The organism is Streptomonospora wellingtoniae (assembly GCF_031845375.1).
Classification (GTDB): Bacteria; Actinomycetota; Actinomycetes; order Streptosporangiales; family Streptosporangiaceae; genus Streptomonospora; species Streptomonospora wellingtoniae.
Window position 1 is genome coordinate 102,759 of the sequence record NZ_JAVREK010000016.1, and the last position, 19,870, is coordinate 122,628.

At 70.9% G+C, this 19,870-nt stretch carries 15 protein-coding genes; 2 read left to right on the forward strand and 13 right to left on the reverse strand.

Features of this window, described 5'->3' with window-relative positions; translation table 11 throughout:
• Nucleotides 1–26 precede the first annotated feature (26 nt).
• From RM446_RS15840 to RM446_RS15870, 7 genes are all read right to left on the reverse strand, one after another.
• Nucleotides 27–2,009 (reverse strand): TOMM precursor leader peptide-binding protein, encoded by a 1,983-nt coding sequence (locus tag RM446_RS15840; RefSeq protein ID WP_311546074.1) that lies wholly within the window; start codon nt 2,007–2,009, stop codon nt 27–29.
• Complete coding sequence (locus tag RM446_RS15845; protein WP_311546075.1) at nt 2,002–3,930, reverse strand: hypothetical protein; 1,929 nt, start codon at nt 3,928–3,930, stop codon at nt 2,002–2,004. The genes RM446_RS15840 and RM446_RS15845 overlap by 8 nt, the downstream gene beginning before the upstream one ends.
• Nucleotides 3,927–5,342 carry a SagB/ThcOx family dehydrogenase gene (locus RM446_RS15850; protein WP_311546076.1) on the reverse strand — a complete coding sequence of 472 codons (1,416 nt, stop codon included), beginning with the start codon at nt 5,340–5,342 and terminating at the stop codon, nt 3,927–3,929. The genes RM446_RS15845 and RM446_RS15850 overlap by 4 nt, the downstream gene beginning before the upstream one ends.
• Nucleotides 5,339–6,400 (reverse strand): thiopeptide maturation pyridine synthase, encoded by a 1,062-nt coding sequence (locus RM446_RS15855; RefSeq protein ID WP_311546077.1) that lies wholly within the window; start codon nt 6,398–6,400, stop codon nt 5,339–5,341. Before RM446_RS15855 ends, RM446_RS15850 begins: the two co-directional genes overlap by 4 nt.
• Complete coding sequence (locus RM446_RS15860; RefSeq protein WP_311546078.1) at nt 6,366–7,433, reverse strand: lantibiotic dehydratase C-terminal domain-containing protein; 1,068 nt, start codon at nt 7,431–7,433, stop codon at nt 6,366–6,368. Before RM446_RS15860 ends, RM446_RS15855 begins: the two co-directional genes overlap by 35 nt.
• Nucleotides 7,426–10,074 carry a lantibiotic dehydratase gene (locus RM446_RS15865; protein WP_311546079.1) on the reverse strand — a complete coding sequence of 883 codons (2,649 nt, stop codon included), beginning with the start codon at nt 10,072–10,074 and terminating at the stop codon, nt 7,426–7,428. The genes RM446_RS15860 and RM446_RS15865 overlap by 8 nt, the downstream gene beginning before the upstream one ends.
• Before the next feature lie 172 nt (nt 10,075–10,246).
• Nucleotides 10,247–10,456, reverse strand: a complete 210-nt coding sequence (locus RM446_RS15870; RefSeq protein WP_311546080.1) for a thiomuracin/GE37468 family thiazolyl RiPP peptide — start codon at nt 10,454–10,456, stop codon at nt 10,247–10,249.
• Nucleotides 10,457–10,908: 452 nt separating this feature from the next.
• Between RM446_RS15870 and RM446_RS15875 the strand changes: the two genes are divergently transcribed.
• Complete coding sequence (locus tag RM446_RS15875) at nt 10,909–12,984, forward strand: BTAD domain-containing putative transcriptional regulator (RefSeq protein ID WP_311546081.1); 2,076 nt, start codon at nt 10,909–10,911, stop codon at nt 12,982–12,984.
• On the opposite strand, the gene RM446_RS15880 is transcribed toward RM446_RS15875, so the two are convergent.
• The 3 genes from RM446_RS15880 to RM446_RS15890 form a co-directional block, all read right to left on the reverse strand.
• Nucleotides 12,908–13,477 (reverse strand): SDR family NAD(P)-dependent oxidoreductase, encoded by a 570-nt coding sequence (locus RM446_RS15880; RefSeq protein WP_311546097.1) that lies wholly within the window; start codon nt 13,475–13,477, stop codon nt 12,908–12,910. The genes RM446_RS15875 and RM446_RS15880 overlap by 77 nt on opposite strands.
• 16 nt (nt 13,478–13,493) lie before the next feature.
• Entirely contained in the window at nt 13,494–14,108 is a 615-nt protein-coding gene (locus tag RM446_RS15885) for a dihydrofolate reductase family protein (RefSeq protein ID WP_311546082.1), read from the reverse strand.
• 462 nt (nt 14,109–14,570) lie between these two features.
• Nucleotides 14,571–14,753 carry a hypothetical protein gene (locus RM446_RS15890; RefSeq protein ID WP_311546083.1) on the reverse strand — a complete coding sequence of 61 codons (183 nt, stop codon included), beginning with the start codon at nt 14,751–14,753 and terminating at the stop codon, nt 14,571–14,573.
• Nucleotides 14,754–15,646: 893 nt separating this feature from the next.
• Between RM446_RS15890 and RM446_RS15895 the strand changes: the two genes are divergently transcribed.
• On the forward strand, nt 15,647–16,210 hold the full coding sequence (locus RM446_RS15895) for a dihydrofolate reductase family protein (RefSeq protein WP_311546084.1): 564 nt from the start codon (nt 15,647–15,649) through the stop codon (nt 16,208–16,210).
• Nucleotides 16,211–16,732: 522 nt separating this feature from the next.
• Here RM446_RS15895 and RM446_RS15900 read toward each other — a convergent pair.
• The 3 genes from RM446_RS15900 to RM446_RS15910 form a co-directional block, all read right to left on the reverse strand.
• On the reverse strand, nt 16,733–17,368 hold the full coding sequence (locus RM446_RS15900) for a dihydrofolate reductase family protein (protein ID WP_311546085.1): 636 nt from the start codon (nt 17,366–17,368) through the stop codon (nt 16,733–16,735).
• A 356-nt stretch (nt 17,369–17,724) separates the two neighbouring features.
• Nucleotides 17,725–18,564 (reverse strand): aldo/keto reductase, encoded by an 840-nt coding sequence (locus tag RM446_RS15905; RefSeq protein WP_311546086.1) that lies wholly within the window; start codon nt 18,562–18,564, stop codon nt 17,725–17,727.
• Between the two features lie 67 nt (nt 18,565–18,631).
• Entirely contained in the window at nt 18,632–19,861 is a 1,230-nt protein-coding gene (locus tag RM446_RS15910) for a serine hydrolase domain-containing protein (RefSeq protein WP_311546087.1), read from the reverse strand.
• Nucleotides 19,862–19,870 lie beyond the last annotated feature (9 nt).

The following is a 19,870-nucleotide window of genomic DNA, read 5'->3' on the forward strand; positions in this document are numbered from 1 at the left end:
CGCCCAGCACGCCCCTTCGGGAGCCTCTAAGGAAAGGGGTGCGGGTGGGAGCTGATCTCGGAGTCGAGCAGCGGCCGGTGGGCGTATCCGAGCCGCGCCGGCATCTCGCGTAGTCGCGGCAGGCCGTGCAGGCGACGGAACCGATGGCCGAAGGTCATCGGGAGCGTCCCGGGAACGAGCACCTTGGCGCAGCTCAGGCCGGCGGCGCGGTGCTCGGGGGCGGTCTGGTCCACGGCGATCACGTCGAGTCCGCTGTCGCGCAGCCGCGCGACCAGCGCGAGAAGATCGTCAGTGAGATCGGCTCCCGCGATCCTCGGCCTGTCAGCGCCGAACGCCTCGCTGATCGGGACGTCGGTGTGGGACTCCGCGAGGAATCCGAACCGCTCGTAGACCCGGGAATCGCCGTAGAGCAGCACGTGGTCCCCCAGCATTCGCACGTTGTCCGAGTCGCGCACCAGGCTCTCCACGTGCTCGGTTCGACCGGGAAACCGGCCGACCAGGCTCGCCAGGATCGGGCCGAGCTCGGCGAGCGCGTTGACCATGGCGCGTTCCGGCTGCGGGTGTGCGCCCGCGGCGCAGCACGCCTGGGGCCGTGAAACATCGCCGTCCAGGCGCGTGGCCATAGCCCACACGCTGGGAATGCCATGGTCGAGCGTTGTGTCGTAGATCGACACCCGGTATCCCAGCTCGTGCTTGAGCTGCGCGACGAGGAGCGGGACCGTGCGGTCGGCGGCGGACTCCGGGTCGATGGCGGGCACCGGCATCCGGGCGTGCCAGGACAGCAGGAACGCGTCGCGTTCCACGATCTCCAGGAGGCCGTGCAGGATGGCCTCCTCCAGACAGCTACCGAGGGCGGCGCCGTTGGAGGAGTCCAGCACGAAGAGCGGGTCCTCCTGGCCTTCCCGCCCCGGAATGCCGTAGTAGGCCACGCGCTCCGGTACCAGAACGGGGCCGGCCCGGCCGAACGAGTACCCGCTCACCCACCCGTACTCCAGGTCCGGGTCGAAGGGACGGAGAGGGAAATCGGGCAGCCCGTAGGACTCCGGGGGGTGCATCCCGAGCGTCTCGACGTCGATCGCACGGTCGGCGACATCCCGGTACCGTGCGCGCACCACCCGGGACGGGGCGCCCTGCCGCATCCCGCCGAAGCGTTCCAGCGCCTCGCAGATCGCCACGGTCTCGCTGGTGCGGTAGTCCCGGCTTCGCCCGAAGCCGAACTCGGTCCGGATCGTGTGGTTCCCTCGGAGCCGCAGCGGCGCGTGCACGACTTGCAACCCCGCGGCGGTGTCGTACCACAGCCCGCGGAGCAGGCCCGTCTCGCTGTCCACATACCGTGCGCGCAACTCGTCCGGATCGAGGTCGGGCCGCAGCCGGTAGCGGTCCGGGGCCGGCTTCGGCCGCGGGCACAGCGCGACGGGCTCCTCGTCGCCCGGTGGAGAGCAGTCCGGGCAGAGCGGGTCGGGAAGGAACCGGTGCCGGCCGACCTGGAGCGTACGCAGGTCAAGCCGCAGCAGCGCACCCGCGGTACGGGGTTCCTCCTCGGCGGCGAGCCGCGCAGCTTCGGCGGCGACCAGATCCGCCACAGTGCCCGCTGCCAGCGAGGTGAGAAGCGAGGAGGGCGTACAGGACAGTGCCTCGCGATGCGCAGCCCGGACGGTGCGCTCGCCGTCCGGGTCTTCACGTGCCAGCTCCCGGCGGGTGTCGGCGCAGCGGAGGCACCCGGGCACGCCGGGGCGTTCGAGAGGACCGATGACCGCGACACCGAGCTCGGTCCGCACCGGCAACCGCGGCACCCCGCGGTGCCGTCCCCAGTCCTGGCGTTCCCCCCATTCCTCCCGCCAGGCGTCGCTGACGAAGCAGGCGAGGTCCGGACGCTCACCGCCGGCCGGGGCGCACACCGCGCCGATGACCGCCGCCAGCAGCCCGTCGCCGGTCACCCGTACACGCCCGGCCGGACCGCGCGCCGTGTCCGCCGCGCGGTCCGACGCCGCAGGGAGGGAGTCAGCCATGGTCGAGCACCACCTGTACTAGGTAGGGAACCCGCTGTGTCACTTCGCGGTCGTGGTCCATAGGCACCACCACCGGCTCGCGTCCACGCGCGCGCAGCGCTGCGGCGATCCCCTCGACGGTCAGCGCGGTGTCGTCGAGCGCGCTGGAACGGGTGCCGCGAAAGAGCTCCCGCGGCGCGGGCACTTGCGGCGGCGCGTAGGCCGGTTCGGCGTTCACCGCGGACTGGTAGGCCAGCAGCGCCTTCTCCAGCCCGTCGCGAAACGCCTCGGCGGTCGACGCCCCGACGCCGCAGACGCCCGCGCCCGCGTCCCCGGCGCCGCGGACCAGGACGCAGGGAACATCGAGCACCCGGGTGAGGTCGTAGGTCTCGACTGGTCGCCCGGTGGCGCACAGCAGCGCGTGGTAGCGGACAGCGACGGGATCCCGTGCGACCGCACCCGCGTCCACCGGCGGTACCGGCTCGTCCAACGCGGCGATACCGCTGACCGCGAGCGCGCGGCACTGGTCCAGCAGGGCGGTCCGGACAGCGTCCTCCCAGGTGTAGCCCGCTGCACTGCCGCACACCGGAAACCCCTCCGCGCCAGCACCGGCCAGTACGGGAAAGGCGCGCGCGGCGTCCACCTCAAGGACATGCCCGTCGGCAAGCCGGTACCCCCACACCCGGTCGGCGGCCTCCCCGGACCGCAGCTCCGCCAGCGACGTGTCCGGGTCACCGGCACCGCGGCCCAAGAGCCGGCGCGGGTCCAGGCAGAGCGAGCCGTATGCCGCGTAGCCGTGCATCGCGGCGCGGTAGCGGGCGGTGGCGTAATCCGGGCCGACGCCCGCCACCCGCACCGGGCCGAGGCCCAACCCCACCGGGTCGGCGACGGTGGCCTCGCTGACATGCAGCGGGAACTGCGCGAAGCCGCGCTGGTCGATCTCGCCGAACACCCCGGCACGGTCGTCCACGAGCGGGGCGGTGCGCCGGGACATCTCCTCGACGGTGAGCTTCGCACCGCGGCGCAGCTTGCCCACGTCGGCGCCGAAACGCGCGCGGGCGGGTGTGGTGGCCGGACGCGTGTACGGGTGCGGCAGGAACGCGTGGTGCGTCGAGTCCAGCAAGTCGTAGGTGACGCGGGTCAACCGGTCGCGTTCGGTATCGCCGGCGATGCCGGCGAACACCCGGAACGCGCGGTGCACGAGCTGGTTCGCGACCGCCGCGAGGTCCGCGGCATCGGCCGGCCGGCCAGGAGGGACCTCCCGCCGCAGGCCCAGCATCCGGCGCCGGGCGCTCTCCCGGTCCTGCGGCCCGGTTCCCACCGGTCCGAGCACCGCGTGGTCGCCGAAGTCCGCGGCGTGCCCGAGGACCGTTTGCGGGCCCGAGCACGTCTCGCGCGACCGGCGGTCCGTGGTGAGGTCGGCGTCGTCGCTCACGTGCAGCACGATGCCGGGGTCCCTCGCGAGAGCGTCCGGCGGCTCGTCGGGGCCCGCGCTGTACACCCGCGTGATGCCGGAGCGCTCGCACGCGCGTGCGGCGGCCGCGGCCAGCGCGCCGCGGCCGATCACCAGCGCGCCACAGTCGCGGTAGCGCCGCCACGTCGCGGTGGCGGTGGCGGTGTCCAGGAAGTATCCGAGGTAGTGCACCTCCGGGGCATTGGCCCCCGGCGGGACGGCCGGGCCCGGCGCGACGTCCTCGACCTCGCGCACGACATCGGCGTCGACCAGCGCCTGGATGACCTGCTCCAGCATCCGCCCGCGCTCACCGTCGAGGTTCGCGACGAGGTCGTCGACGCCGAACCGCCCGTCCAGGTAGGGTTCCAGCCGGTCCAGCCACGCCGCGATCGAGGCGCCGTCGAACGTCACCAGGCCGTGGTGGGTCAGTACGCAGAGGCCGTCCGGCGTGGACACGCGGTACGTGTCGGGGCGCAGCAGCAGCTTCATCCGTTCGCGTCCCTTCCCGCCGATGAAGGCTTGGCGCCCAGCATGAACTCACCCACGGCGGACTCCGCGAGCGGATCCGCACCGATCGCCTCGCTGAGGTCGGTGGCGGTGCCCGCGCCCAGTGCGCACCCGGCCAGCCCCATGGCCGTGGCCACCAGGTACATCACCTGGTATATGACCCCGACGTGCTTCAACGTCAGCGCGTACGCCATCGCCTCGTACTTCCACATGACCCGGCCGAACCGGGCGGAGACGACCACCACGACCTGCGGCGGTTCCGACTTCTCCGACGACGCCTGGAACACCTGCACCATCCGGCGCAGTACCTCCGGTGCCGCGTCCACGCATTCCAGGTGGTGACCGTTCTGGTCGTAGCGGTACAGTCCCGGGCTGAGGCCGTCCACACGCTGGACCAGGGGGTAGAACTCCAGCTCGTACAGGGCCCCGCCGGCGGGGTACGGCCGCCCCAGGTACTCCTGCCCTCCCGGCGCCACCCGTTCCCGGATGCCGGTACAGCGGTACAGGAACTCGCTGAGCGCGCGGAGCGTGATCGGGTTCTCGGGGTCGTGCTCCCGCTGGGACGCCCGGTCCTCCAGCACCGCCGTGAGCGGCGGGTCCGTCATGCGCAGCGTGCCCAGGTCGGGCCGGTCCAGCGGGAGGGGCGAGCCGACCGGGTTCCGTCGCGCGGGCAGCGGGGCGACGGCCCCGGCGAACCGCAGAGTTGCGCCCATGTCCGCTCCGAGCGTGCGCCGGTCTCCCTGCCGGCTGTGCGCGTGGAACCACAACTCGTGCGGGCTCCATTGACGCAGCCGCAGGTCATCGGGTTCCGCGTCGTCCTCCCGGTCGAGCACACCGGCGAATTCCAGGTCGGCCAGCAGGCGGCGCACAGTGCGTTCAGTGAGCCCACCGGAGTGCCGGGCCAACGCGGGGACCTCCGCTCCCCCGGCGAGTCCGCTCACCACGGCCAGGACGCGGGGGTCGTGCAGTCGGACGTCGCAGGCGCCTTCGGGCGCGGCGAGCACCAGGTGGTGCCCGTCCGGGGCCAAGGCGGCGAACCGGGACAGGGCCGCGTGCGCGAGCCGGTAGTCCGCGTCGCGCGGGCGCGCCGCGCGCAGCGGTTCCACGGTGTAGAGCGGGGTCTCGTCCTCGGTGACCGTGACGCGCAGCCATCCGCCGTCCCGGAGCCGGTCGACCAGCTCGCCGAGTTCTTCGGCGCTCGCGCCGGCCTGCCGGCGTAGCCCTTCCCGGGTGCACTGCTGACTGGACAGGTGTCGCAACGCGGTCCATTGCGATGGAGAGAGTGTGCCGAGGGCACCCGCATGGGGCCAGCGGAGGAGGTGCGTCTCACCGGACTCGGCGGTCGCCGCGTCCACCCCGGCCCGCAGCTGGAGGAGCTCGACCTCGACCGTCATCTCCGCGTGTCCGTCAGGGACGCGGCGAACATCTCCAGGGCGGTCATTCCGTAGTGCCGCTCGGCCGTGTTCGCCGCGATGTGGCACAGCGCGTTCCGCTCCATGGCGCTCAGCCCGATCCGCGTCAGGTGCAGGTAGAAGTAGTTGATGAGCTGCCGGAACACGGTGAACTCCGGACCCTGCAACACGGCTGCCGCCCCGGGGGAGGCCGCCAGGGCACGGTGGAACTCACTACGGGGTGCGCTGAGGTCCGCCGGGGGCATGTGGAGCGTGCCGACGTGCTGCAAGGCGCGGACGTCCCGCTCGACCGGCCGCATCGTGTCGACCCACTGCCGCAGGAACGGCACCGAGTCCCGGTGCCCGTCGACCGTGGCCAGCGCCTCGACCAACTCGGTCTCGAATCGCTCGGCATACCGGGTGTACTGCGCGTCCCACTCGCTGCGGTACTCCTCACCGCCGGGCGTCGTAGCCAGAAACGCCTCGGCGTGGGAGCGGAAGGTCGCGTAGCTCTGGGCCAGACCGGTCGCGGTGAAGGCGTGCACGGTCGCGATCAGCAATGCGAAAGCGAGCCGCCGGCGGTCGCCGGGATCCGGCGTGCCTTCGATCATGGCGAACGCCAGCGGTGTCGCCGCGACGTAGAAGCGGGCCTGCAACTCCGCGGTTTCCCGGTTTCCCAGCATGTGCAGCCGCGGGTCGTACCGCTCGACGGTGAGGGTGTTGTTCGGCTGGAACGGCCGCAGCGGCCCCTTCTCGCCCTCGCGTTCGGCCAGCCGCTCGTGCAGGGGCAGAACCCGGGCCTCGTCGAGCTTCGTTGTGGCGGGGCGGTCGCGCAGGAACGCACCGACGACGTCCCGGGCGGCGGGGCGCACGACGTCGTGGAACACCTCGTCGCCGGCACGGAACAGCAGGCGCAGGTGGGGGCCGCGCCGCCAGTGCGGGGTGAAGTACGCCTCGGGAACGTCCGCGGCCACGCGTTCGAACAGCGGGCGCACCGCGTCGAGGATCAGCCGGTCCTGGTTGTCGTCACTGTAGTGGACATGAATCGCCTGCCACGGCACGTGGCCCACCTCCCGTTTCTGTTTCGGTTTCGCGGATCGCGCGCATCGCCAGCGCCCGGACGTAGCTCTCGCCGGCCAGCGACAGCCCGATCCGGTTGCAGAACAGGTGCGCGCATATGTCCATGGCGGGCAGTGACGCCGGGGCGGGGCCCGCGGGAGCCCCGCCGGCGCCTCCAGGGGTCGGCGGCACGTAGCGGCCGGCCGCGGCCTCGGCGTCGAGCACGCGCCGCAGCCGATCGAGCGAGCGCACCCAGTCGGCGAGATCGCCGGACCCGAGGGCGTCGCTGCGCGCGACCACCGCGCGCAGCGACTCGATCAGGGTGCACAGGGTGTCTCGCTGGTCGTGCCAGAGCCGTTCCAGTTCGCCCGCGTCCAGGGCGCCCACGTTTGTACGCGCCTTGCCCGCGCCGCCCAATCGCGCGGCCGGATCGTCCGTGCCGCACAGCCAGGCCAGCGTCAGCATCGAGAAAGCCGCGGTGAACCGCTGGTCTGGGTCGGGACCGGAGGCCAGTAGTCCGAGCGCGATCCGGCTCGACTCGGTGAAGTGCCGTTCCACGGCAGTGATCGCGGCCCCGTAGCCGTAGCGGAGCCGTTCACGGCGGTACGGCAAGAACGCGACGGAGTTGTTGGGCCGCAGTGGGGAGTAGCCCGGCTCGTTCTCCAACCGGGCGATGGGCTCCGCCGTGCGTCGGTACTCGGCCTCGTCGATTGTGGTCGCGGCGGGACGGGTGTCGAGGAAACGCCGGATCCGCCGTTCCACCAGGGTGCGCGAGCGGTGCCGGGAGGGCCCGTCCGGTGGCAGTACGCGAAACCGCAGATGCGGGCCGCTGTCCCAGTACCGCAGGAAGAAGTACTCGTCCGCGAGCCCGAGCCCGGTCAGCTCCGTGACCAGGGGACTGATGACATCGGTGATCACGGGTTCGAGGGGGGCGTGATAGAACACGTGCGCGGCCAACCACTCGGTCTCCCGGCGCTCTGTCCCGCGCGTGCCGGGTTCCGCTGCGGCGTCGGGGAGCTCAGCGTGGTCAGGCATCCGAGACCTCCACGACGAACTCCGTGACTCGTTGCTCGCCGTCGGCGTCGTGCGGCGCGTCCGCCGGGTCGGGCAGGGCCTCGGTGACCAGCAGCGCACCGGTCTGCGGTTCGCCGGCCAGCCTCGGAATGAGATCCATCAAGAAGGGGTTCGCCGCATCGACGTACTGCGGCTTGCGGGACTTGCTGAACACCCAGGGCAGGAGTGCGTCCGGGTCCTGAGCGGCGTCGAAGAACGCGGCGGTCAGGGGTCGCACGAAGCACCTCTCTGGGATCCGGTGCTCCCGAAACCAGCCGATCAGTCGACACAGGTAGTCGGCGTGCTGTTCGTGGGGGCCGCGCACCGGGACCGACTCGACGGGCACGAGCCAACTGGCTCTGCGCAGTACGACGCTGCCGAGGCGCACCCGGGGCCCGCGCACGACCTCCTCGGGGATTCCGGCGTACGGTGTGTCGCCGCGCAGGGCCATCTCGGGGTTGGTGAGGAACGTTCCACCGAACACGTGTGTGATCAGCCGCGCCACGGGCGGGAGCAGCGAGTCGGCCATCATCCCCAGGTGCAGCGGCCTGACGTGGGCGCCCAGCGCGTCCGACTCCAGTCGGGGAAGGTCGTGCTCGGTGTCCAGGGTGACGACCAGGTCACCGAGCGCGAGCCGCTCGTTCTGAGGGCGAGCCGTGACCGCACCCGGGTAGTCCAGCTCGTAGTCGGCCGTGGGCTGCTTGCGGTTGAGGCCGATACCGAAGGCACCGGCGAACTCCGCGGTCACGACGCCTTCCTCGGCCTCGGTGACGCCGAGGGGGACCGGAGTCTCACCGGCCGCTCGCAGCTGCTGGTGGATCCGGTTGCGCGCCCGGCCATAGCCGGTGGTCACCGAGTTGATCACCAGCCAAGGGGGGCCGCCGTGCACCGGTACTTGTTGCGCGTAGCACAGCAGCGAACGCTGAGGCACCACCCACGCGGGCCAGGTTTCGGCGAGTGCGGCCAGCCGGGCGGGGTCCGCTTCGACCGTCCCATCGGCCATGACGCCGCTGCTGAGTATCTCCTGGGTCGCCTTCCGCGCAAGGAGCTGCAACTCGCGCACCCGGTCGAGCCCGCTCGGCCAGCGCATGAACTGGTCCGCCCGGAACGCGAGGTCCATCGCGGACTTCAGCTCCCGGCCGAACCCGGTCGCGTCGGAGCCGATCGCCTCCTGCACCGCACGGTGCAGGTCGAGGAGCGGCACCCGGGCGTGCGGCCCGAACCGCGCACGCAGGAACGAGCCCAGCACCAGCCGCAGTGGCGCGGCCGGGTCGTGCAGGGCCAGCCATCGTCGGGCGATGTTCAGGTCGTGCAGCGCGGGCGCCCACTCCTGGTTGGCGCACTCCACGGGAGCGCCGCCATACACCGCACTCTCGTGCAGGGCGGTCGGCCGGGAGGCCGGCGCTGCCCCGGTGAGGTCCCGGACGGCGTCGTCGAGCGCGGCGTACGCCTGGCGCAGCGTGCGCTCTCGGGCGCGGTGCCCGTCGAGGTCGGCCGGTGGGATGGCGCGCCCCAATTCTTCACCGACGCGGCCGACCAACGTGCCGCAGGAGGTGAACTCGGTGGGGGCGTGCTCGGCGAGCCAGCCGGCCAGGTCCGCGAACGGGCGCTCCGCCTGGTCGGCCACGGGCAGTTGGGCCTCCAGGAGCCCGGCCGTGCGGAGCCTGTCGACGAATCGGCGGGCCGCCTGGGGATTCCCGTGGTCCCGCCCGAGCAGCGCGCCCAAGTCGGCAACGGTCAGTGGGCCGTGCTCGCGTACGGCGCGGAGCACTTCCAAGACGGCCGCCGACGCCGGGACCGTGATGACCGGCTCGTCGGAGTCGGGAGCCAAGAACCGCACGTCGTCACCGGTGACGGTGGCGCTCGGGTTGACGCGGACCGTCAGCTCGGGCAGCAACCGGGGGGCGTTCGCCAGCGCGTCGCGGACGCGTTCGAACGCCGGCCGATCGAGCTCGAGGACGCAGTGAGCGGCTCCGGGGGCCGGGTAGCACGTGGCCGCCGCACCGGGGTCCCACCGGCCGAGACCGCTGACCGTGAACGTGCTGTACGGGCTGGTCTTGGTTGTCGCACGGGCAAGGTACTTGACGAGCTGGCTGATGCTCTGCCGTTTCGGAAGGCGCCGCGGGTCCGCGTGCCACTTGCCCAGTACTTCGGACAGTGCGGGACTCGACAACGAGAGGGCGCGCAGGAAGTGCGGGTCGTCGGTGACGGCGCGTAGCCGCTCCCGCTTTTCGGCGATCTCGGACTCAAGCGTGGCGGGCAGCCCCGCCAGGCGGGAGTGGTGGTCGTGCAGCGCGCCGAGCCATGCCGTCACGCGGTTGCGGAGCGCAGCCGGCAACCGTGCCCTGATCTCGGGGTTCCACTCCCGTTCACCGGGCACCCGCAGTTGGTAGACGGCGCGGCGGAGCCCCACCAGCCCCGGCTTGCACGCGTGGTCCCCCAGCGCCCCGATCACCGGGTACAGCTCATCCGACAACCGGCGGCCCGCGACGGCCAGGTCGTCGCGCGCGTCGAGGCAGGCGAGCATCTCCGCGTGGGAGGTGTCGCAGCGCAGCCGGGTCAGCGCGGACAACGCCACCCCGGCGACCCGGACGGCCGGTGGGGTCTGTGCGTGAAAGGCCACGGTACCTGGCGCGGCCGCCCCAGAGGACGCGGGAGTGATCAGGCGCGGGCTCTCGGTGGGAATGGCGGCCGTCTCCCTCTTTGCCGGTGGGGCCCGCGTTGGTGGGCGTGGAGCCGCACCAACGCGGGCGGGTCATGGGGCTGCGTCAGTACAGGCGCAACCGGTCAGACCGCTATTCGAAGAACCCGATGGAGGAGGAGACGCACCCGCCGGGGCTGCACGAGCCACCGGTTTCGGGGCCCGAAGCGCCGTTGTCCGGGAGGCCGTGCGCCGACGTCAGGGACTCGACCGTGAGGCCCTTCGAGGTCAGTGAGAACACGTCCATCGGGAGGTCGTCGACCTCGAAGTCCACCTTCTGCGTGCTCTGGTTCTGTGACTGCATCAACACTCCTTCTCGTCGGCGGATTCGACTGCCTGGTGGGAACCGTGTCTGGTCAAGACATGACCTCCGGTCGCACCGGGCAGCCGTGGCCGGGTCGGCCACGGGGGCACGATGTCCCTTGCGCCACGCCCCCCGCTGCGCGCGTGGCGCTGTGCCACCTCAAGTCTCGTTGGCCCCGCTGATATGTCGTGATCGCAGCACTTCGTCCAGAATGTGGTGACATTGCAGGTCAAACCGCTCATGATGGCGCGGTCTACGGGAGTGGTACTGGCGCGCTACGGATCAGCCCACCTGGTGTGCGCGAACCGCAGGATCAACACATGGTGATAAATTCACCCTGGTGACGCGCCGCATATCCGAGAGAGTCGGCAGGGCGCACCCAACCGACGTAATCGGCTGCCCCGGAATCCGCGTCATCGATGCGCGGATCTTGAGATTCGCGAATTGAATGGATGAACGTGTCCGGCCTGGGAGCGCTGGTCCGAACGTCCCGCCGGCAGGCCGGGTTCACCCAGCAGGAACTGGCGCACCGGGCCGGCCTGAGCGTGGCGGCGCTGCGGGACATCGAGCAGGGGCGGGTGAAGCAGCCGCGCGCGAGCACGCTGCGGAGTCTGGTGGAGACGCTGGGACTGGAACGGGCCGACAGCGACGCCCTGGTGCGAGCGGGCACGCCCGCGGACGTGATTCAGTGCGGTCTCCGGGTGGACATCCTGGGGCCGCTCCGAGTCGCCGTCGACGGCGTTCCGGTCGACCCGGGGGGCGAGGCGCAGCGGACGCTGCTCGGGGTGCTGGCGCTTTCGGCCAACGAGGAGGTCGGTCACGCCGCGCTCGTCGAGGCGGCCCGGCGAGCCCGGCCTTCTTCGAGTGCGCACGGTTCCCTGTCGTCGCGGATCTCTCGCCTGCGCCGCCGATTGCAACCGGGGCGGGCGGGGCACGGCTCCGCCCGCATGCTGGCTGCGGGCCCGGCGGGGTACCGGCTGGCCGTGACGGAGGACCAGCTCGATCTGCTGGCGTTTCGCCGTGTCGTCGCCCGCGCCCGGCAGGAGCGCGACGTGGGCGCGCTCGCCAAGGCATGCGCCCTCTTCCGGTACGCGAGCGAGCTGTGGAGAGGTGAGCCGCTTGCCGACGTGGCGGTGCTCGGAAACCGACCGGCGGTGTCGGCGTTGTCCCGGGAACGGCGGGCCGTGGTGGTCGAGTACGCGGCCGTGGCCGCACGGCTGGGCCGGCACGCGGAGGTTCTGCCGCACCTGCGGCAGGTGACCGACTCCGACCCGCTGAACGAGGCGGCGCACACGGCGCTGATGATCGCGCTCTCCGGCTGCGGGCAACGCGACGCGGCGCTTGCGGAGTTCGACAGGCTGCGGCGGAGCCTGGTCGAGGAGCTGGGAACGGACCCCGGCCCCGAACTGGAGGCAGCGTACCGGCAGGTGCTTCGCCGGGACGCCGCGACCGAACCCGTTACGGTGAGTACGCGGCACCGGTTGCCGCCGGACACCCCTGGATTCATCGGCCGTTCAACCGAGCTGCATGTGTTGCGCGAGAACCTGGACCGCGAAACGCGCAGCGGCACCGCGCTGCCGATATGCATCATCCAGGGCATGCCCGGGGTGGGCAAGACCCGCCTCGCCGTTCGTTTCGCGCACCGGTTGCTGGCCGAGGGGAGGTACCCGGATCGGCAGCTGTACGCGGACCTGCGGGGACGTTCCCAGGAACCCCCGGCGGACCCGAGTTCGGTGCTCGCGTCGCTTCTCGGCATCGTGGGCGTGCCCACCGACCGTACTCCCGACAGTGTGGACGACCGGACGGCCATGTATCGCGACCGGTTGCACGGCACGAGGACGCTGGTACTGCTGGACGACGCCGAGAGCGAAGACCAGGTCGCCCCGTTGCTGCCTGCCAGCCCCGACGCCCTGGTGCTGGTCACCAGCAGGCGCGCGCTGGCCTTGGACGGCGCGTTCACACTGACCCTGGACGTGTTCTCGCCGGCTGAGGGCAAGGAGCTGCTCACCACCGTTGCCGGGCCGGGGCGGCTCGCAAGCGCCCCCGCGGTACCCGAGAGGTTGGTGGAGCTCTGTGGTCGGCTCCCGCTCGCCGTCGCTCTGGCCGCCAGCCGACTGCGGAACTCACCCGGTCACGGCATCGGCGAGGGACCCGGCCTCCTCGGCCGCGCGCGCGTCGGCCGGGAAGAGAACGAGCCGGCCACACGGGACGTGCACGCGGTCTTCGGCCGGTCCTACCGGGCCCTGGACGCCGACGGACGGCGAATGTTCCGGCTCCTCTCGCTGCATCCAGGGGCGGACTTCAGCGCTGAGAGCGCCGCGGCGCTCTGCGACGTCGACCCGGCTCGCGCCCAGCGCCTGCTCGACCAGCTCGCCGACGAGCACCTGGTCGTCGTGGCCGCCCGGAACCGTTACCAGATGCACGACCTTCTCGCCGAGTACGCACGGCGCCTCACGGAGCGCGTAGACCCCGAACCGGCCCGGCACGCTGCGACAGCGCGCGTGCTTTCGTGCCACCTGCCACGCTGAGCACCCCTTCAAAACAGGGCCTGGCCCTGCAGGCGGAACCCTGTCTCACACAGCAGGGGGCCGGAGCCGGGCAGGTGAAGGTGCCCGCCGGCGCGTCCGGTCCGAGCCGGGCGACGCGGACCACCTCGCGGGCGGCGTCCTCGACCGATTCCGTACCCTCGAAGTTGACCAGCGCCGTGTTCGCGAACCCCGGTGAAACGAGGTTCACCTTGATGTGGGTCGCTTCCAGCTCGGTCATCATGGACAGCGTCACGGCGTTGAGCGCCGTCGTCGACGCGGCATAGACCGGCTCGACGGCCGAGTGGTGTGCAGTGGCGGTGTCGGCCATGGTCGTCAGCGAGCCCAGCGCGCTCGCGACGTCGGCACGACGGGTCCGGCGGGCGGACCGGGGAACCCAAAGCGGGCAATCCCAGCAGGGCCCCCCGGCCCGACCCGACCACCGTGACCGGACCAGGCTCAAGAATGTGCGCAAGCGGGTCCCCGATCGAGACACGAGGCCCAACTGCCGCTCAGTCGGCGTCGTCGCGCTTGCGGTAGCGGATATGGGTGCTCAGCGGTGAGTGGAGCACCTCGACGGGCTCGAAACCGAAGGCCGCGACGCCATCGAACATGCGCTCACCGCTACGGAGTAGGACGGGCGCGACGTCGAGGGTGAGTTCATCGATCACGTCGGCGTTGAGGGCCTGTCGAACCGTCGAAGCGCCACCGGCGATATCCACCCCCTTGCCGTCCGCGATTTCGAGCGCCTGCGCATAGGCGGCGTCGAAGCCCTCCGTGACGAAGTGGAAGGTGGTTCCGCCCTCCATCCGGATCGGCTCGTGGGCGTAGTGCGTGAGCACGAACACCGGAGCGTGATAAGGGGGCTCGGGTCCCCACCATCCGTCCCACGCCTCGTTCCACTCACCGCGGATCGGCCCGAACATGTTTCGGCCCATGACGTAGGCGCCGCGCGGGCGCATCACCCAGCTCTTGGCGGTCTCGTCGGCTTGGGTCGCGCGCGGATCGCCGATATGCCAGCCGTGCAGTTCAAGGCCGCGCTTGCCCAGCGGATGGTCTCGGCTCTGCTCGGGTCCGGCGACGAAGCCGTCGAGGGAGATCGACATGTGGCAGGTGGTGTCGGACAACAGTTCTCTCCGAAAGTAGTGGTTGCGGGTCGCGCCGCGGTGATTCGGACCGCTGACGCACGTACAGACTGACGGAGGCGACCAAACTCATCGCGACATCGCGAAGCCGTTGAGGCTGCAACAGGTTCACCTCCACGTGCGTGGAGAGCAGATTCCTGACCTGCGGCGATGGGAGACTAGAATACCGTTCGGTCCCCAAGGCCAGGCACCCGCACGCCGCTCTCCGTCGCAAGCGAACTGCTTCCGTCTCCACCAGGACTTGCAAGCCGGCAATCGCCGCCTCCAAGTATGGACACGCCGATGCACCTCCCAGCGACAATGCCGCCCCAAGCTATACGCCGTCCCGTCCAAGGGCGGAGGCACTCGCATTCCAGATTCCATCTTGGCTCACGCGACAGCCACGCAGATCAGGATCGACGGGCACTGAACACCGCCTCTTCCTGAGCTGCCGCCGGTCGCCGCTTACTCCTGCTGGGCAGCCTGCTCGGCGGCACGGCTGATCCACCTCGACTCCCCCTGGAAGGCGTCCAAACGCCCGCGGGAGCCCCGCCCGAACGCCTCCTGGTGGTCCTGTGCCAGTCGGCGGTACAGCTGCGCAGCGCCATGGGCGTCTCCGGCCTGCCCGATCAGCTCGGCGTGCTCCATCCGGGCTTTCAGCGTCTCGGGGTGCCTCGGTCCGAGCCGGCGCGCGAGCTCGCGCGCGTCGTTCTCGATCCTGCGCGCGAAATCGCCAGGCGCACCGATAGGGCCCTCGTCGGAAGCGGGGAGCTCGCCCTTTCGCTGCTCGGCACCGCGCCGGGAGCGCTGTAGGTGGCCGCCCTCGCGCACTCGGCCACAACTCGTGCGTCCCCCGACCGGTCGCCGGGTTCCTTCTGCAATAGGTTCAGGGCTAGGGCCTGTTTTTTGGAATCGGGAGCGCACCGGCGGCTACACGGCGCCGGTCCTCAGCGGGTGTGCCGCCCCCCCATGTTCGACGGCCTCCTCGACAACAGGTCCTGAATCGGCCGCGGTGTGGCGGTCTCGCTTCCTTTCCACGGTGTCGCGCGCGAGGTGGGCCGGAAAGCTCCACCTTCGATTGCGAACCGGAAAGTCGGTTTAACGTTTACTTGGAACCGCGGTCGATTTCTGTGCCGCAGTCTTCGGCTTCTGCTCAGAGCCGATACGCGCAAGAGCCTGCCCGAGACGAAATCCGGAGCAATGATCGTTTCCCGGGCAAGAGGGGCGGACCGCAGGCGAAGCGCCGGCGGAGAAGCCGTGTCATGCGTCAAGGAGTCGGCAGGGATTGATCCTGGTATGGCCGGGATCAGTAATCGACTTCCCGTCAGAGAGAGTTTCCACCGCAGCGGTCATTTCCACCGCTGCAGGTCACGGCGATGGCGGCGGGCATCTCGACCCGCCGGTACGTTGGAGTCCTTTCCGTGCAGACAGACCATGCGCTTGGCGTGGTGGTCGACCGGCCCGCGGTGCGGCCTGACCGATGATTTCCGCGCGCCGTGCCGGTCTGTACGCCGAATACCGACTCACGGGAGGCTTGCGCCATGCGGAAACTGATCTACGGCATGAACCTGAGCCTGGACGGCTACATCGCTGCGCCCGGCGACGACCTCGACTGGAGCGTGCCGAGCGACGAGCTGTTCCAGTGGTGGTCCGACCGGGTGGGCGCGACGGCCCTGGCACTGTACGGGCGCAGGCTGTGGGAAACGATGAGCTCCCACTGGCCCACCGCCGACAAGCAGCCGGGCGCCACACCGGCGACGATCGAGTACGCCCGGCGCTGGCGGGACATGCCGAAGGTGGTGTTCTCCTCGACGACCAGCACGGTCGACTGGAACACCCGCCTGGTCACCGGCGACGCGGTCACCGAGATCACCCGGCTCAAGGCCGAGGACGGCGATCCCATGGACATCGCGGGTGCCACACTCGCCGCGGCGGCCATGCGGGCCGGGCTGATCGACGAGTACGTGCTCGTCACCCATCCGGCCCTGGTGGGCGGCGGCACGCCGTTCTTCACAGCCCTGGACAACCGCGCGAACCTGAGCCTGGTGGAGACTCGCACGTTTCCCAATGGCGTGGTGCTGACCAGGTACGAGACCAAGCGCTGAGTGCCCGAGTAACCGACGGCGATCGGCGCGGCTTGGGGCCGCCCGATGATCTCGTGGCGCTTTGTTCTCGGGCGATCGTGCCGTTGCCTTGGTGATCGACGTGACCATGGAAGAGCGACAGTGCACCACACGCCGACTTGATGGCGTCGCCAATAAGAGGAGAGCTCGTCGGCAGCGTGGTCGTGTACGGCTCGGTGTCGCTGGACGGCTTCGTCGCGGACCAGAATGACCAGCCCGGACCGCTGTTCGACTGGTTGTCCAACGGTGACGTCCCGTTGGACGAGAGCGGCGAGGTCAGGTGTCGCAGACGTCCTTCGATTGCACCGGGCCGTACTGGGACCGGATCGGGGCGACACTCGTCGGCCGCCACGTCCCCACCGACACCCCCGTTCACCGCCGTCACCATGGGTGACGTGCCGGCATCGACCCGGAGGTCACCGCGGGCGCACACGGCCGCAGGCACACACGGGCGGCGCTCCCCCGCGCCGCCCGGCGGTCGTCGAGCAGAGACGTGGCGGCGGTTCACACCCCCGGACGGGTGAAGGTCACATGGGTGACGCCGCTCGGGGTCGAGGTGGCCTCGACCTCGTACTGCGTGTCGATGCCCTCCAGCCCGTCCCAGAGGCGCACACCGCGGCCGAGGACGATCGGGACCACCACCGCGTGCAGGTGGTCGACGAGCCCGGCGGCGAGGAAGTCGCGGACGACGGTCGGGCCGCCGCCGATGCGCACGTCCTGCCCGCGTGCGGCCTCGCGGGCCGTTGCGAGCGCTTCGGCGGGCGAAGCGTCGATGAAGTGGAACGTCGTGCCGCCCTCCATCTCGATCGACGGGCGGGTGTGATGGGTGAGGACGAAGACCGGGGTATGGAACGGCGGGTTCGGCCCCCAGGGGCCCTTCCACGCCGGGTCCTCGTGCCACCCGGGGTAGCCGAACTTGTTGGCGCCCATGATCTCGGCGCCGATGCCCGGTTCGAACCGCTGGGCGAGGGCGTCGTCGACGCCGCCGCTGCCGCCCGGCCCGTGCCACCAATGGGTGGCGAACATCCATTGATGCAGCCTGTCCCCGGCATGCCCGAAAGGCGCCTCGGCGCTCTGCCCCTCCCCGGTACCGAAGCCGTCGAGCGAGATGGAGAAGTTGTTGACGCGTGTCCGTGACATGGCGACTCTCCTTCGGTTCGCGGGGATGCCGAGAACGGGGCCGCATGAGACGACTCCGGTCGGGCACACACCTCTGCTGGACGAACGGAATCCCTCGTGTCCTGAGCGGCGGGCCGCAGCGTATTCGGTGAACGCCGGAAAGCGGTGATGGACGCCCAATGATATCGGCGGAAGGTCCGTGACCGGGGATTTCGCGGCGGGAGAGTCCCCTTGGCATCGTGTCGGGACCGCAGGGCGAGGCTGCAGGTCCGGCAGGGCCCCGGCGGCGCAGGCGGCCGGCCAGCGCGGCGGCGTCGAGCCCGGCCGCGACGGGGGCGCGCGCACGCCCCCTGTTCGAGGGCGGGCCGGTCCAGCGGCTACATCTCCTCGTGGACGTCGGGGTCTCCGCCGAACAGGCGCCCGTCGTCCCTGGCCAGACCGCTGATCGCCGCGACTTCGGCATCGGTGAGCTCGAAACCGAAGACGTCGAGGTTCTCCCTCTGCCGCCGCGCGTCCGACGACTTCGGAATGGGCAGCGCGCCGAGCTGCAACTGCCATCGCAGGATCACCTGAGCCGGGGTGGCGCCGTGCGCAGCCGCAGCTTCGGACACCGGCCGCTCGCCGAAGGGGGCGCTGTTCTTGCCCAGCGGGCTCCACGACTGCGTTTGGATGCCCAGCCCGGCGTCGACCTCGCGCATCGCGGCCTGCGGGAAGTAGGGGTGCAGCTCGATCTGGTTCACCGCGGGTGTGACGCCGGTGTCGTCGATGACGGCGCGCAGGTGCTGCGCAGTGAAGTTGCTGACGCCGATGGAGCGTACGAGGCCCCGCTCGCGCAGATCCACCAAGGCGCGCCACGCTTCGAGATACCTGCCGACGCTCGGGTTGGGCCAGTGGATCAGGCACAGGTCGAGGTACTCGGAGCCGATCCTGCGCAGGGAGCCTTCGACCGATTCGACGGCCGAGGAGTACTCGTGGTGCCGCCCTGGGATCTTCGTGGTGATGAGCACGTCCTCCCGGGGCACGCCGGACGTGCGCACCGCCTGGCCGACTTCCTCCTCGTTCTCGTAGTTGACGGCGCTGTCGAGCAGCCGGTAGCCGGACTCCAGAGCGGTGCGCATCACCGCCACCCCGTCGTCACCGCGCAGCGAGACCGTGCCGAACCCCACCGCAGGCAGGGAGTTGCCGTCGTTCAGCTCATAAGAGTCAACCGCGATCATGCCCTCACCCTAGCCCGGCCCCGCGACGTGGCCGGTCTGCAGGGGACCGCCGGTCGGGGCGCCGGTGTCAGTCGTCGATCGCCTGGTAGAGGGTCGTCCAGAAGTCGTGGATGAGCCGCGCCGAGTCCGGGACGGACATCCCGACCTGGCTGAGCAGGATTCCGGTGACCTGGTTCTCGGGGTCGGCGTAGGTCGAGGTGCCACTGCCCCCGTCCCAGCCGAACTGGCCGATGGGCGCGTAGTCGCCGCGGTAGGTGCGCACCGCCATCCCGAAGCCCCAGCCGCCCTGCTGGCCTTGGCCGAACGACACGTGGACGTTGTCGGCGGCCATGGCGTTTCGGGCGGCCTGCTGCTCGGGCGTGAGGCGGTTGGTGGTCATGAGCCGGACGGCGGGCCTGGAAAGGATCCGTTTGTTCCGGTGCATCCCGCCGTTCAGCAGCATCCGGAAGTAGGCGCGGTAGTCGTCCGCGGTGGAGACCAGCCCGCCTCCGCCGCCCTGGAACGCCGGAGGCCGGCTGTGGCGTCCCCCCTCGGCTTCGTCCCACACGTGGAACTCTCCGGTCTGCGGGTCGGGAGCGTAGAGGAGCGGCAGGCGGCCGATCTCGTCGGAGGGCACGTGAAAACCGGTGTCCTTCATGCCCAGGGGTTCGAGGATGCGTTCGCGCAGGAACTCATCGAACGGCTGCCCCGTGACCCTGGCGACGAGCACGCCGAGCAGGTCGCTGCTGATGTGGTACTGCCAGCGCTCTCCAGGCTGGTGCATCAGCGGCAGCCCGCCGAGGCGGCGCATCCACTCGTCCGGCTCGGGCATCGGCTCGGGAAGATTGGGCGTGAGCCCCTGTTCGAAGATCGCGGTCATGATCGGGGAGCCCAGCGCCGTCATGTCCATGCCGAGCCCGAACGTGGAGGTCAGCAGGTCCCGTACGGTGATCGGCCGCCGCGCGGGAACGGTGTCGTCCAGCGGACCGTCGAGCCGCTTCAGTACCCGCCGGTCGGCGAGTTCGGGCAACCACCGCTCGACGGGGTCGTCCAGTCGGAGCCGGCACTCGTCGAGCAGGACCATGGCCGCCGAGATCGCAACCGGCTTCGAGGTCGAGGCCATCCGGAACACGGTATCCCGCCGCATCGGCCCGCCACCGTCGTGGCGCATCGTCCCGATCGCTTCGACGTGTGCCTCACCGCCCCGGTCGACCAACGCGACGAGGCCGGGGATCTTCCCGGACTCGACATGCCGTTCCAGCACGTCGCGCATCCTGCGCAGCCCTGACTCGCGGAAGCCGCCGCTGCCGTTGTCCATCGTGTGTCT

What these genes read in the sequence shown, in the direction of transcription:
- RM446_RS15900 (WP_311546085.1), bottom strand. Translation starts at nt 17,368, where the DNA reads ATGTCACGGACACGCGTCAACAACTTCTCCATCTCGCTCGACGGCTTC.
- RM446_RS15895 (WP_311546084.1), top strand. Translation starts at nt 15,647, where the DNA reads ATGCGGAAACTGATCTACGGCATGAACCTGAGCCTGGACGGCTACATC.
- RM446_RS15870 (WP_311546080.1), bottom strand. Translation starts at nt 10,456, where the DNA reads ATGCAGTCACAGAACCAGAGCACGCAGAAGGTGGACTTCGAGGTCGAC.
- RM446_RS15840 (WP_311546074.1), bottom strand. Translation starts at nt 2,009, where the DNA reads ATGGCTGACTCCCTCCCTGCGGCGTCGGACCGCGCGGCGGACACGGCG.
- RM446_RS15890 (WP_311546083.1), bottom strand. Translation starts at nt 14,753, where the DNA reads ATGGAGCACGCCGAGCTGATCGGGCAGGCCGGAGACGCCCATGGCGCT.
- RM446_RS15875 (WP_311546081.1), top strand. Translation starts at nt 10,909, where the DNA reads ATGAACGTGTCCGGCCTGGGAGCGCTGGTCCGAACGTCCCGCCGGCAG.
- RM446_RS15845 (WP_311546075.1), bottom strand. Translation starts at nt 3,930, where the DNA reads ATGAAGCTGCTGCTGCGCCCCGACACGTACCGCGTGTCCACGCCGGAC.
- RM446_RS15905 (WP_311546086.1), bottom strand. Translation starts at nt 18,564, where the DNA reads ATGATCGCGGTTGACTCTTATGAGCTGAACGACGGCAACTCCCTGCCT.
- RM446_RS15910 (WP_311546087.1), bottom strand. Translation starts at nt 19,861, where the DNA reads ATGGACAACGGCAGCGGCGGCTTCCGCGAGTCAGGGCTGCGCAGGATG.
- RM446_RS15850 (WP_311546076.1), bottom strand. Translation starts at nt 5,342, where the DNA reads ATGACGGTCGAGGTCGAGCTCCTCCAGCTGCGGGCCGGGGTGGACGCG.
- RM446_RS15860 (WP_311546078.1), bottom strand. Translation starts at nt 7,433, where the DNA reads ATGCCTGACCACGCTGAGCTCCCCGACGCCGCAGCGGAACCCGGCACG.